The organism is Rhizobium sp. SVR5-2C (assembly GCF_056755115.1).
Genome location: NZ_JBNDHT010000173.1, coordinates 1 through 12,528 on the forward strand (window position 1 = coordinate 1; position 12,528 = coordinate 12,528).

Below are 12,528 nucleotides of genomic sequence, written 5' to 3' on the forward strand. Positions count from 1 at the left end.
AGCCAGTTCTATCGCGGCCATGGCGGTATCGACTTCTGTGAAGGCATCGAAAACTTCGATCACAGGCAGCTGAAGAAAATCGGCTTCATCTGGAACTGAGAAGCGCAGGCGCCGGCCTTTTAAAAACGCCATTCAAAAACAACGTAACGCCTTGAAGTGGTTGGGCAAACGCCTTGCCCGTTTCTCAACGTTGCAGAATGCATCCTACAGAAGACGGACGCCTCGTGTTGCGCTGCGGAATGAAACAGACTATTTGGCTGCGAACCGTTCACTTTGTTGGAGTTTCGAATGCGCATAGACGCTGTTTCAATCGGCAAGAATCCACCTGAGGACGTTAACGTCATCGTTGAGGTCCCGGTCGGCGGTCACCCCATCAAGTACGAGATGGACAAGGAAGCCGGCACGCTGGTTGTTGACCGCTTCCTCTATACGCCGATGACCTATCCCGGCAATTACGGCTTCGTGCCGCACACGCTCTCGGAAGACGGCGATCCGATCGACGTGCTGATCGCCAGCACGCGCCCGCTGGTCCCGGGCTGCGTCATCAATGTCCGCCCGATCGGCGTTCTGAAGATGGAAGACAATTCCGGCAAGGACGAGAAGATCATCGCTGTCCCTTCGCCGAAGCTGACGCTGCGCTACGAGAAGGTGAAGGACTATACCGACCTTCCGGAAATCACGCTGAAGCAGATCGAGCACTTCTTCGCGCACTACAAGGACCTGGAACCCGGCAAATGGGTGAAGATCTTCGGCTGGGGCGATTCGAAGGAAGCAGGCCAGCTGATCCTCGAGGCCGTCGAGCGCGCCAAGAAGGCGAATTAAGCCGATTACGGCTTGAGAAGAATTTCGAGCCTTTCGACCAAATCCTCCGGGTCACCTTCGATCCGGAGGATTTTTTTGCGCGCTGTATCGCCTGATATCAGTTCGATCGAGGATTTCGGAATGCCGAGCGCTTTGGAGAGAAGCGCGATCAGCGCCTTGTTGGCTTTTCCCTTTTCGGGGACTGCCGTGACGCGGGCCTTCAGATGACTCGCGCCGTCTCCCTCGGTCTCGATACCATCGATCGCATCGCGCCCGCCGTTCGGCGTGAGCCGTATGGTGAGGCGGACGTGGTCATCGAAAATCTTCCAGGCGGAGGTCACGCCACCAGCGGGAAAATCGTGTTCCACATGAAGGAGCGCAGGAAGAAGATGATCAGCAGCAGGATGATTGGCGAGATGTCTATGCCGCCCAGATTGGGCAGCAAACGGCGGATCGGCCGGAGCAGCGGTTCGGTGACATTGTAGAGGAACATGCCGACCGAATTGACGAACTGATTGCTGGAGTTGATGACGTTGAAGGCGTAAAGCCACGAGAAAATGGCGCTAGCAATCAGCACCCAAGTGTAAAGATTCAAAGCCAAATCAATGGTTTGAAAGAGGGCAATCATCGTCGTCTCCAGTTCGTTGCTGACAGACATGTAGCCATTGGCGGCTAAACGGGCAAGTGCCGCGTAAAAACGGGTGGTGAATCGCGTTTTTACGCGTGCCAGAGGCTCGTCGAACGCATCGTTCAGCAGCAGAGAAGGGTGACGGCAGGATCTTGTTCGTTGGGGATCAAAAGGGGAGCGAGCGGGGGTGCGCTTAAGCGGGGAGCGCAGCCATTGAGCTCGGTGCGGTCTTTGCCGTCTTGCCTTCGAAGACGATATCGAGAAATTCGTTGAGCCATGCCTTGAGTGGCGCGTCGAAAAGCATGCGCCCTTCGAGATGCTCACGCCCCTGCTGCGCATTGGGCAGGATGAAGCGATGGGCGCCATGGACGACCCAGCGATGCATCATTACGCGAGTGAGCTCCGCATGGAACTGCAGCGCCCAGGCATTGCGGTTGTAGCGAAAGGCCTGGTTGGGATAGGTATCACCTTCCGCGAGCAGGTCAGCGCCGTGCGGCAGATCGAAGCCTTCACGATGGAAGTGATAGACCATCTTCGGCCAGTGCATCAGCAGCCGGCCCTTTTCGGTCGGTCGCAGCGGATACCAGCCGATCTCGGTCGAGCCGTCGGTATTTGGCTGAACCTTGCCGCCGAGATGGCGTACGAGCATCTGTGCTCCAAGGCAGATACCGAGCAGCGGCCGGTTCTCTTTGAGCGGAATGTCCATCCAGTTGATCTCTGTCTTGACGAAATCGTCCGGATCGTTTGCGCTCATTGGTCCGCCGAACACCACCGCTCCGGCATGGCCTTCGAGCGTGGTCGGCAGCTTGTCGCCCAGAGCAGGGCGGCGCATGTCAAGGCGATAACCCTTCTCGACTAGGAGCTGACCGACGCGACCGGGGCTGGAGTGCTCCTGGTGCAGAACGATCAGGACCGGGCGTTTGTCGCGGCTGAGCGGGCGGTCAATCGGCGTCATCTTGCTGTACCACCGCATGGGTCACGCGGGCGGCGGCCTCCTGACGCTTCTGGATGCGCTCGCGGGAGGAGACGCCGAGCAGGTCGGCGATCCGCCAGATGACGTGGTCCTCCATCTCGCTGCGCTCGCCATCGGCATAGACGATATCCCAAAGGATGCCGATGAGTTCCAGCCGCTGCTCGGTGTTGAGATGGCGCTTTAGATCCGATGTGAAGTGATAGTAGTCAACAGCGGTGCTTTCCGCTTCCTGCGCGGCTGCGATCACCCCGTCCAGCTGCTTTCCGTCGAGACGATATTGCTCCTTCAGCAGTTTGCGCAGCCGCTTCTTTTCGCTGTCTTTGATTTTGCCGTCAGCTTCCATCACCTGCATGCAGAGAGCGGCAACGGCGATGCGCGGATCGTCAGGATCGAAACCCTTCTTGGGATTGTCGGCAGTGATGTTGTGGAGGAATGCCTGAAAACGTTCGAACATGCGGATTTTCGTTCCATTCAGAAAAGGCGAAGCCGTGTCTTGGGTTCCGCGCTTGTATTGTGAACGCCAGGATCATCCGGCATTCCATAATAGGGTTGTGGTTCTGGCTGCTCATGAACCACAGCCGCGTTGGCCGGCTTCGGCGCGGAAGCCGGTGCCGGGCGCGCTGCCTCGGCAATCGTTGCGGCGCGCTCCAGCTCGATGATTCGATGGTCGTTAGCCGCGCTTTCCGACCGTGTCCCGCGCACGGGCGGCAGGGTTTTCAGCGCGGTATCGATGGAGACGGTGGAGCCTTCCTCGACCGGTCCTTCGAGTTGGCCAAAGGGCGCCTTCCACTCGAAGGCGTCGAGACGGCCGGTGACGGGTGAGACAGGAAGCCATTTATCCGAAACGAAACCGTCGGCGACCCAAGCCGGATCGCGAGGAGCCTTCAGCGCTTGGGCCAGCCAATGGCGGACGCGACCCTGGTCGCCGGTGTCGGCTTCTTCGATATCGGCAAGCAGCAGGAAGGCTGCTTCCCGCGGCTGCATGCGGGCAGCGGCTTCGGCCTTGGCCCGCGCCTTGGTGAAGTCCCTCGCATCGAGCGCCGCCTGCGCCACGACGAGGAGCGATTCGACGTTGTTTGGGCGCAAGGCCTCCAGCCGCTCAGCGCGTTTCAGGCGATCAACCGTGGAATCGCCGCTTCGGGCGAGAACATAGGCCTGGCCGACCTCGGGATGCGGTTCTGCCCTCCATGCCTGCTCGAGGACCGTGGCAGCCTTGCGCACTTTGTCTTCGCGAAAAAGCGCCTTGGCGGCAATAATGGCCGCCGGCCGGAAATCCGGGACGAGTTTCAGTGCGTATGTCGCGTCGTCGCGTGCGCCGGCAGGGTCGCTTTCCAGCTTGTCGTCGGCGCGAGCCGTGAGCAGGACCCCTCGCAGGCGGTCCGCCTCCTGCTTTTCGATGACACGGGCGGCTTTCTGACGGTCGAGAAGGCGAATGGCATCGTCCCAGTGGCCGGCCTGGCTGCGATACTCCAGCGTCGCCTGAGCTGCCCAGGGCAGATAGGGCGCGGTGTCGGCCGCCTTTTCGGCATATTGGCGCGCGGCCTCGTTGGCGCCGAGGCGTTTAGCTTCGAGATAAAGCCCGCGAAGGCCGAGTTCACGCGTTTCCGGATCGTTGGCCATGGCCTCGAATTTGGCGCGCGCCTCGTCATGCCGTCCCTCGATCAAGGCGGCCTGTGCTTCGAGGAGGTTGATCAGCGGTTCCTGATCGGCCCGGATGAGCCCTCGGGATCTGGCTGCCATCTTGCGCGCCAGCAGGGCGTTGCCGGCGCCGGCAGCAATAAGACCAGTCGACAGCGCCTGATAGCCGCGGTCCCGCTTGCGGGCGCGAAAATAGCGGGTGACGGAATGGGGCGAGGTCCAAATCGTGCGGATCAGCCACCAAGCGACCATGACGACCGCAAGCAGCGCTATGAGGCCGCTTGCCGCGACGATCAGCTTTGTTTGATAGAGCTGACCTTCCCACACCAGCGACAGATCGCCGGGGCGGTCTGCAAGCCAGGAGAAGCCATAGCCGAGAACGAGAACGAGGACGGCGAAGACGACGAGACGGATCATCGGTCAGCCCTCCTTGCCAGTGCCGGAGATGGCATTGGAGAGCGTGCCCGCGACAAGTTCCTCGACGCGGATGCGAGCCTCCAGCGACTGCTTGAAGGCGGCAGAAGCCTGCTTTGCGTTCGCGGGCAAATTGTTCCACTCGTTGGAGGCACCCGGGAGGTCGCCATTCTTCACCTTATCTTCCATGCGGGCGGCGACTGCCTCAACGCTGTCGCCTTCGATGTTTCCGACAGGGCGCACCGTGACCAGCGACTTGGCGCTCGCCATCAGCCGGTCGGACCAGCTCTGGTTCGGATCCTGCTGGTCGACGGAATGGACGATGGCGGTCGCAACATCGGGAATTTGGCGGATCAGCTCGGCGCGGGAGGGTACGCCGGTTTCGGCAAAGTTGCGGAGATCGGCGACGGCAGGATCGTCTGGAGAAACGCCGGCGAAAGTGTCGAGCTCGGCCATGAACGGACCGCCGCGGTCGATTGCCGCCTTGAGCGCAGCTGCCGCAATGGCCTTGGCGACGGCGACATCCTGACGCGGCTCGTTCAGCTTCTTCTCGGCTTCCTCCAGGCGCTTGGCGATATCGGCGTCGCTCGACGCCTCTTGTTGGGAGGATTGCGACAGCGAAGCTTGCAACTGCTCCATCTGAGAGGTCAAATCCGCGACCTTCTGGTTCAGTGCGTCCACCGCTGCGGTATCCGCCGGCGCGGCCGTAGCGGGCGTCTTCGCCGCCGTTTCGAGGGTAGAGATGCGATCCTCAAGCGCGGCATTAGCCGTATCAGGGGCTGCAGCGAGACTGGCGACGGACTGCTTCAGGCCGTCGATCTCAGCAGCAAGGTCGGCTGTTTCCGCCGATGTCTCCTGCGGCGGCGCCGAGGGGAGGTAGCCTGCATATTGGATCACGCCAGCGCCGAGCAAGGCAACAAGGCCACCGAATATGCCGGCGGCGATCAAGCCCGAGGTCGTTCCGCCACGCTGTGGCTGCGGGACCGGTTCGGACTCAGCTCGGGTCTCGGGCTGTGCGGGCTCTTCGGAGGTCGAGAGAGACTCGTCGGCGTCCCTTAACTGCTGCTCTTCGTTCGTGACAACAGGTTCGGCCTGATTGGCTGCTATGTCCCCGGGACCAGCAGCTTCCGCCTCAGTTGCGGGCTCTTCGAGCTTCTCGGTATCAGGTGCTTTGGCAATTTTCTGCGCCTCCAAATCGATCGTCACCGGCTCGTCGGTATTCTTCGAATGGCGTGGCGGCTTTCCCGATACCATGAGGATCCTCATTTTCCTGCATTGCAACGAAACTAGTCAGTGATGCCAGTGAAGAAAAGAGGCCACCTCAAATTTGGTGGGCTAACCCTTCAAAGAAGCGAGAGAAGGCTGGTTTCGTCAGGCGATGCTGCAATGCGAAGTTTCTTACCGAGCGCAGCCGGAATGGCCGTCGCAACTGATTTGCTGAGACATAAGATGAGGGCATCGTCAATCCAGGCAGATTCCGATTGGATTTCAGCGAGATGGAAAAAGCTCTCCGCGGTCTGACGAGAATAGAGAAGTATAGCCTGCGGAGGCGGCGTCAGTGCCGTTCGCAGAGTGTCCGGATCGGGTGCTGCGGGCTGCATTCGATAGCATTCGATGACGTCGAGCTTCAGATCAAGTGCGCGTGACCTGAGTTCAAATGTCTCCGCGCGCGGCCACCCGGCAAGATAGGTGACTGTCTCCTGCGTTTGACGTGCGATCAGTTCGGCCAGTTGCGCCCCGTCACCGGATGAAGCGGCGACCGAATTGAAGCCGATGGCTTCAGCTTCCTTCGCACTGGCGCCCCCGACCGCAAACAGAGGCCGCAGGAGATGGGGTTTGATATCTTCACCCGACAAAGAGAGCACGCGAACAGCCTCGGCGCTCGTGATCGCAATCGGGCCGTTACTCCTCGCCAGCCCGTCTATTGCGGCCCTGCTATCATGCACCGGCCGCGAGAGCGGCAACAGCACCGGCTCGTGCCCCATGTCGCGCAAGCTGTTGGCGGTTCGTTCCCCCGAAGGCAGTGGACGGGTGACGAGCACGCGCATCGTGCATCAGCTCCAGTCGTCGAAGAAGCTGCTACCGGCGCGCGCCCGGATGTCCTGACCGGCGCGCGTTCCAAGCGCTGCGGCATCGCGCCGGTGTCCGTCGATGGTAACCGAATGCTGGTTGCGGCCGTCCGGCGTGATGATCAGGCCGGAGAATTTGATCAGATCGCCTTCGCAGATCGCGTAGCCGCCGATTGGCGTGCGGCAGGAGCCATCGAGTGCGGCAAGGAAAGCGCGCTCGCAGGATACGGCATCGAAGGTTGTCGGGTCGTTGATCGGGACAATCAGATCGTCGGTTCTTTGGTCGCCGATGCGGCTTTCGATGCAGATTGCGCCCTGCGCGGGCGCGGGCGGGAAAGTGTCGGGGTCGAGGATGTCGGTGATCACGCTGACCTTGCCGAGACGCTTCAGCCCCGCGAGCGCCAGCAGCGTTGCATCGACCTGGCCTTCATCCAGCTTGCGCAGGCGGGTTTCGACGGCGCCCCGGAAGACCACGACCTTGATATCCGGGCGGATGCGGCGGATCAAGGCCTGCCGGCGGAGCGAGGCCGATCCGACGGTTGCGCCATGCGGCAGCTCTATCAGTTTCGGCGCCGTGCGGCCGATCACTGCATCGCGAATGTCTTCGCGCGGCAGAAACGCGGAAAGATAGAGTCCTTCCGGTAGCACTGTCGGCATGTCCTTGGCGGAGTGGACGGCGAGGTCGAGGTCGCCGCTGGCGAGCTTTTCTTCCAGTTCCTGCGTAAAGAGACCCTTACCGCCGATTGCGGCGAGCGAGCGGTCGGTGATGCGATCGCCTGTCGTCGTTAGCACGACGATTTCGAACATTTCCTCCGGCAGGCCGTGCGCTGCCATCAGCCGGTCGCGCGCTTCGTGGGCCTGGGCTAGCGCCAGCGGGCTGCCTCGCGTGCCGATCCGGAAAGGTTTTGTTTGCATCCGCTTTGATCCGTTGTTACCGGAAGGTCTCGTAACCGGGTTTATCAACCATCGCAATCAACGATAGGCTTCATGGCTCCCTTTCTCCGCATCCTCGGCATCGAAACAAGCTGCGACGAGACCGCCGCGGCTGTTGTCGAGCGCGATGCCGACGGGCGCTCGAACGTGCTCTCCGACGTCGTTCTGAGCCAGCTCGACGAGCATAGCGCCTATGGCGGCGTCGTACCAGAGATCGCCGCACGCGCCCATGTCGAGGCGCTCGACACACTGATCGACGAAGCTTTGCAGCGAGCCAATCTGTCGCTCTCCGACGTCGATGCGATCGCCGCAACCTCCGGGCCGGGGCTGATCGGCGGGCTGCTGGTGGGGCTGATGACCGGCAAGGCGATCGCCAAGGCCGCCGGCAAGCCACTCTATGCCGTGAACCATCTCGAAGGCCATGCGCTAACGGCGCGGCTGACGGACGGGCTCGCCTTTCCCTATCTGATGCTGCTCGTGTCCGGCGGGCATACGCAGCTCATCCTCGTTCGCGGCATCGGTCAATATGAGCGCTGGGGAACGACGATCGACGATGCGCTTGGCGAGGCCTTCGACAAGACCGCGAAGCTGCTGGGGCTGCCCTATCCAGGCGGGCCGCAGGTGGAAGAGGCGGCAAAGGACGGTGATCCGGACCGCTTCGACTTCCCGCGGCCGCTGGTCGGAGAAGCACGCCTCGATTTCTCCTTTTCGGGGTTGAAGACGGCGGTAAGGCAGGCAGCGACGGATATCGCGCCGCTAACCGACAAGGATGTCGCCGATATCTGCGCCTCGTTCCAGAAGGCGATTTCGCGGACATTGAAAGATCGCATCAGCCGTGGATTGCAGCGGTTCAAAGCGGAGTTCCCGCATCTGAACGAGAAGCCGGCTTTGGTCGTCGCGGGAGGCGTTGCGGCCAATCTGGAAGTGCGTGGTACGCTGCAGGCGCTTTGCGACAAACACGGCTTTCGCTTCGTCGCGCCGCCGCTGAGATTGTGCACCGACAATGCTGTCATGATCGCCTGGGCAGGGCTGGAGCGCATGGCCACGGGCGTTGCGCCGGATGACCTCGATGTGCAGCCACGCTCGCGCTGGCCGCTGGATTCGAATGCGGAAGCGCTGATCAACTACGGTAAGCGAGGAGCAAAGGCATGAGCGAGCGAATTGCTGTCGTTGGCGCCGGTGCGTTCGGAACGGCGCTTGCAGCCGTTATTACCCTCACCGGCCGCAGTCAGGTCACGCTCGTCGGCCGCGATCCTTCGCTGATCGCCGACCTGAAGGAGGAACGCATCCATGATGCCGTTCTCCCCGGGATTGTGCTGCCGGAAGCGCTTGCGTTTTCGGCAGAGCCTGACGCGATCGGTGGCGCAGATATCGTGCTATTCGCCATGCCGTCGCAGGCGCAGGCGGATGCGGCCCGGCAATATGGCCCCTATCTTGCCAAGGATGCGATCGTCGTTACCTGCGCCAAGGGCATCGAGCGGGCGACCGGCAACTTGCTGACCGATATGCTCGAACGCGAGTTGCCGCAGCATCACATTGCGGTGTTGTCCGGGCCGGGCTTTGCGGCCGATATTGCGAAGGGGCTGCCGACCGCGATGGCAATTGCGGCGTCGGATATGGTTGTCGCCGACCGGCTGGCGCAAGCGATTTCAGGCCGGACTTTCCGGCTTTACGCATCGGTCGACCGCATCGGAGTGCAGCTCGGCGGCGCCCTGAAAAACGTTCTGGCGATTGCCTGCGGCATTGTTGAAGGCTGCGGCATCGGCGATTCAGCGCGTGCGGCCCTGATTGCGCGCGGACTGGCGGAGATGTCGCGCCTCGTGGTCGCCAAGGGCGGGCAGGCGGATACGGTGCGCGGGCTTTCCGGGCTGGGCGACCTGGTGTTGACGGCAACGAGCCATCAGTCGCGCAACCTGCGCTTCGGTATTGCGCTCGGACACGGCGAAAAGGCCGACCCCTCGCATGGCGATCTGGTGGAAGGCGCATTTGCCGCGGCCGTCGCCTCGCGGTTGGCGCGTGAAGTTGGTGTCGAAATGCCGATCACCGACGCCGTCTCGGCCATTATCGACGGCAAGCTTGGGATTGCAGAGGCCATCGAACAATTGATGACACGTCCGATTACGACCGAATAGGAGACAGACATGTTTTTCGCCCTTCTTTGCAAGGATAAGCCGGAGCATCTCAATCTGCGTATGGAAGTGCGCCCCGTGCATGTGGAATACTTGAACAAGCTGAATGCCGAAGGCACGCTCGGCATGGCCGGACCGTTCCTCGATGGTGACGGCAAGCCTTGCGGCAGCATGGTGATCGTGAAGGCCGAGACGGCGGAAGCAGCCAAGGCGCTTGCCGATGCCGACCCCTATGCGAAAGCCGGCCTGTTCGAGAGCGTCGAGATTAAGCCGTTCAATTGGGTCTTCAACAAACCGGAGGCGTGAAATGGCGCATTGGCTCTATAAATCCGAACCGTCTTCCTGGTCATGGGAGCAGCAGAAGGCCGCGGGCGAGAAAGGCACCGAATGGACGGGCGTTCGCAACTACCTTGCCCGCAATAACATGCGCGCCATGCAGATCGGCGACAAAGGCTTCTTCTACCATTCCAACGACGGTCTGGAGATCGTCGGCATTGTCGAGGTCTGCGCGCTGTCGCATTCGGATTCCACGGCAAAGGGCGATCCGAAATGGGATTGCGTCGATATCCGCGCCGTGCGTGATGTGCCGAATCCGGTGACGCTGAAGGACATCAAGGCGAACGAGAAGCTTTCGAAGATGTCTCTGGTGACCTCGATGCGGCTTTCGGTCCAGCCGGTGACCGATGATGAGTGGCTCGAAGTCTGCCGCATGGGCGGCCTCGACAATCCGCCGCGCTGACCGCCCCTTGAAGACCGATCCGGAACTCTTCATCCACGCAAACACGAGCCTGATCACGCCACCGCATGTGCCGGAGATCAGGCTGCACCTCGCGAGCGAAGCGCACCAACTCTGGCTCAAGACGGAGGAAGAACTGGCGGAGATCGGTCTGCCGCCGCCGTTCTGGGCCTTCGCCTGGGCAGGCGGGCAGGGACTTGCACGCTATATCCTCGATCATCCGCAGACGGTGCGGGGCAAGCGCGTTTTCGACTTTGCAACGGGCTCGGGCCTCGTCGCGATCGCGGCGAAACTGGCAGGTGCGGCGGCGGTGAGGGCTGCGGACATCGATCCCTGGGCCGAAACTGCCGTGCGGCTCAATGCAGCTGCAAACGGTGTCTCGGTTGATTTCGATGGCGCCGATCTCATCGGTCAGGACGTTGATGCCGATGTTGTGCTGGCGGGCGACGTTTTCTATGACCGCGCTTTCGCAGAGGCGCTCGTTCCGTGGTTCGAGCGGCTCTCCGGTGAAGGCAAGGAGGTTCTCGTCGGCGATCCGGGACGCGCCTATCTGCCGAAAGAACGGCTGGAGCTTTGCGCGATCTACGAAGTCCCCGTGACGCGGGCGCTCGAGGATAGCGAGATCAAGAAAACGACTGTCTGGCGATTCAGGGCCTGATCACGCAGACGTTGGCCTCATAGCTGCAAGGATCACCTTGCTGGGCGACATCAATCACCTTGGCTATAGGCGCGAGGGGTGCGGCCTGCGGTGCGCCGTAGGGCGCATAACCCTCGGCGCCGAAATAGGTGTTGCCTTCCGTCTCATACGCGTAGGAGCCGCCGTACACGCCATTGTTACCGTCGTAAGCGCCATTGTAGAAGTTCGGTGCTAGTTGCGGCGCTACCGCAATGACACTGCGGACGCGATAGCCATTCCATGACGGTGAGAAATGCCTGAGGCGAACAAAGCGCTTGTGGAAGTGCCGGCGATCGCCGAACTCGTGATTGAAGAACCTTTGATTGCCGAACAAGGGCTTGCCGAACAAGGGCTTGGCGCTGTTTACCCGGTGAAACATGCCGGGATGATGCGAGTGGCGCTCGCCTGCGCTGGCAGGAAGCGCAATCAACGCGCATAGCACCAGCGGAACGACTTTCGACATACGCTGCAACATGGACGCTGGCCTCCGGAAATCCGACATTAACAAATCGTTAACGCCAGCTTGCGTCAAAAGCGTCCTTAAGTCCACTTGAGCGATGAAAAATCAGGATAAAATGTAAGCGGCAGCGCGCGAGTTTTTGTTTCAGACCACCTTGCGGCGGCGCGAATCGATTAAAATAAGGCGCGACAAGAATTGCACTTGTCCTCAGGGGTTTCGAAGATTAAACGTCGCCATGATGCAACGCACACAGACAAATTTGTCATTCCTGTGGTTGCCTTGGATGCTCCGAACATACAGGAGCGCAGAGAAGACGCCGCGAGGTTCTGATGGCGAATGTAACAAGTAACCGGCCCCTGTCGCCGCATTTGCAAATTTATAAGCCTATTCCCACAATGGTTATGTCGATCGTCCACCGAATTACCGGTGCGGCGCTCTATTTCGGCACGATCCTGGTTGCCTGGTGGCTGATCGCCGCGGCGACCGGCCAGGCCTCTTTCGACCTGGTCAATTGGATATTCGGCAGCATCATCGGCAAGATCGTCCTGCTCGGCTATACCTGGGCGTTGCTGCACCACATGCTCGGCGGCCTCCGCCACCTGATGTGGGATCTCGGCCATGGCTTCGAAAAAGAGCTCTCCACCAAGCTCGCCATCGCCAACATCATCGGATCGCTCTGTCTGACCGTCCTGGTCTGGGTGATCGGCTTCCTCATTCGCTTCTGAAGGTCGCTCTCATGGATATGCGCACCCCTCTGGGTAAGGTTCGCGGCCTTGGCTCCGCCAAGGAAGGCACCGACCACTTCTGGCGCCAGCGGCTGACGGCCGTCGCCAACATCCCGCTCATCGTCTTCTTCGTCATCTTCATGATCGTCTATGCCGGCGCTCCATACGCGGATGTCGTGCATGCGCTGTCGAACCCCTTCGTGGCCGTCATCATGGGCCTGATGGTGATCTCGGGCATCATCCACATGCGCCTCGGCATGCAGGTGATCATCGAGGACTACGTGCATGGTGAGATCTGCAAGCTTGTCCTGCTGATGCTGAACACGTTTTTCGCGCTCCTGGTCGC

At 61.0% G+C, this 12,528-nt stretch carries 17 protein-coding genes and 1 pseudogene; 9 read left to right on the top strand and 9 right to left on the bottom strand.

Features of this window, described 5'->3' with window-relative positions; translation table 11 throughout:
* Window positions 1-99 (top strand): annotated as a pseudogene (locus ACPYOI_RS31585) (GNAT family N-acetyltransferase); the annotation flags it as partial.
* A gap of 189 nt (window positions 100-288) precedes the next feature.
* Window positions 289-822, top strand: a complete 534-nt coding sequence (gene ppa, locus ACPYOI_RS31590) for an inorganic diphosphatase (RefSeq protein WP_481416924.1) — start codon at window positions 289-291, stop codon at window positions 820-822.
* Between the two features lie 5 nt (window positions 823-827).
* On the opposite strand, the gene ACPYOI_RS31595 is transcribed toward ppa, so the two are convergent.
* The 8 genes from ACPYOI_RS31595 to hemC all read right to left on the bottom strand — a co-directional run bounded on the left by ACPYOI_RS31595 (window position 828) and on the right by hemC (window position 7,438).
* On the bottom strand, window positions 828-1,142 hold the full coding sequence (locus tag ACPYOI_RS31595; protein ID WP_481416925.1) for a DUF167 domain-containing protein: 315 nt from the start codon (window positions 1,140-1,142) through the stop codon (window positions 828-830).
* A complete protein-coding gene (locus tag ACPYOI_RS31600; protein WP_168831917.1) occupies window positions 1,139-1,429 on the bottom strand; it encodes a YggT family protein in 291 nt (96 codons plus the stop codon). Before ACPYOI_RS31600 ends, ACPYOI_RS31595 begins: the two co-directional genes overlap by 4 nt.
* Window positions 1,430-1,622: 193 nt before the next feature.
* Window positions 1,623-2,384 carry a glutamine amidotransferase gene (locus tag ACPYOI_RS31605; protein ID WP_481416926.1) on the bottom strand — a complete coding sequence of 254 codons (762 nt, stop codon included), beginning with the start codon at window positions 2,382-2,384 and terminating at the stop codon, window positions 1,623-1,625.
* On the bottom strand, window positions 2,371-2,856 hold the full coding sequence (locus ACPYOI_RS31610) for a tellurite resistance TerB family protein (protein WP_481416927.1): 486 nt from the start codon (window positions 2,854-2,856) through the stop codon (window positions 2,371-2,373). Before ACPYOI_RS31610 ends, ACPYOI_RS31605 begins: the two co-directional genes overlap by 14 nt.
* A gap of 17 nt (window positions 2,857-2,873) precedes the next feature.
* Window positions 2,874-4,457: a heme biosynthesis HemY N-terminal domain-containing protein gene (locus ACPYOI_RS31615; protein ID WP_481416928.1), complete on the bottom strand. Its 1,584-nt coding sequence runs from the start codon at window positions 4,455-4,457 to the stop codon at window positions 2,874-2,876.
* A gap of 3 nt (window positions 4,458-4,460) precedes the next feature.
* The gene (locus ACPYOI_RS31620; RefSeq protein WP_481416929.1) at window positions 4,461-5,708 is read right to left on the bottom strand and encodes a COG4223 family protein; all 1,248 of its coding nucleotides are present in this window, start codon (window positions 5,706-5,708) and stop codon (window positions 4,461-4,463) included.
* Window positions 5,709-5,797: 89 nt separating this feature from the next.
* Window positions 5,798-6,502: a uroporphyrinogen-III synthase gene (locus tag ACPYOI_RS31625; RefSeq protein WP_481416930.1), complete on the bottom strand. Its 705-nt coding sequence runs from the start codon at window positions 6,500-6,502 to the stop codon at window positions 5,798-5,800.
* A gap of 6 nt (window positions 6,503-6,508) precedes the next feature.
* Window positions 6,509-7,438, bottom strand: a complete 930-nt coding sequence (gene hemC, locus ACPYOI_RS31630) for a hydroxymethylbilane synthase (protein ID WP_481416931.1) — start codon at window positions 7,436-7,438, stop codon at window positions 6,509-6,511.
* A gap of 72 nt (window positions 7,439-7,510) precedes the next feature.
* On the opposite strand from hemC, the gene tsaD reads away from it, so the two are divergent.
* From tsaD to ACPYOI_RS31655, 5 genes are read left to right on the top strand one after another with little or no spacing between them, the layout of a single operon-like run.
* Window positions 7,511-8,608, top strand: a complete 1,098-nt coding sequence (gene tsaD, locus ACPYOI_RS31635) for a tRNA (adenosine(37)-N6)-threonylcarbamoyltransferase complex transferase subunit TsaD (protein WP_481416932.1) — start codon at window positions 7,511-7,513, stop codon at window positions 8,606-8,608.
* The gene (locus ACPYOI_RS31640; protein WP_481416933.1) at window positions 8,605-9,588 is read left to right on the top strand and encodes an NAD(P)H-dependent glycerol-3-phosphate dehydrogenase; all 984 of its coding nucleotides are present in this window, start codon (window positions 8,605-8,607) and stop codon (window positions 9,586-9,588) included. The genes tsaD and ACPYOI_RS31640 overlap by 4 nt, the downstream gene beginning before the upstream one ends.
* A 9-nt stretch (window positions 9,589-9,597) precedes the next feature.
* The gene (locus ACPYOI_RS31645; RefSeq protein WP_481416934.1) at window positions 9,598-9,891 is read left to right on the top strand and encodes a YciI-like protein; all 294 of its coding nucleotides are present in this window, start codon (window positions 9,598-9,600) and stop codon (window positions 9,889-9,891) included.
* Between the two features lies 1 nt (window position 9,892).
* Entirely contained in the window at window positions 9,893-10,324 is a 432-nt protein-coding gene (locus ACPYOI_RS31650; RefSeq protein ID WP_481416935.1) for an EVE domain-containing protein, read from the top strand.
* Window positions 10,325-10,331: 7 nt separating this feature from the next.
* Window positions 10,332-10,979 (top strand): class I SAM-dependent methyltransferase, encoded by a 648-nt coding sequence (locus ACPYOI_RS31655; RefSeq protein WP_481416954.1) that lies wholly within the window; start codon window positions 10,332-10,334, stop codon window positions 10,977-10,979.
* Here ACPYOI_RS31655 and ACPYOI_RS31660 read toward each other — a convergent pair.
* A complete protein-coding gene (locus tag ACPYOI_RS31660; protein ID WP_481416936.1) occupies window positions 10,969-11,472 on the bottom strand; it encodes a hypothetical protein in 504 nt (167 codons plus the stop codon). The two genes, ACPYOI_RS31655 and ACPYOI_RS31660, sit on opposite strands and share 11 nt — an antisense overlap.
* 314 nt (window positions 11,473-11,786) lie before the next feature.
* Between ACPYOI_RS31660 and sdhC the strand changes: the two genes are divergently transcribed.
* Both sdhC and sdhD read left to right on the top strand, forming a co-directional pair.
* A complete protein-coding gene (gene sdhC, locus ACPYOI_RS31665) occupies window positions 11,787-12,182 on the top strand; it encodes a succinate dehydrogenase, cytochrome b556 subunit (protein WP_481416937.1) in 396 nt (131 codons plus the stop codon).
* An 11-nt stretch (window positions 12,183-12,193) separates the two neighbouring features.
* Window positions 12,194-12,528, top strand: a 335-nt coding sequence (gene sdhD / locus ACPYOI_RS31670; RefSeq protein WP_481423853.1) for a succinate dehydrogenase, hydrophobic membrane anchor protein, incomplete at its 3' end; no start/stop codon positions are given.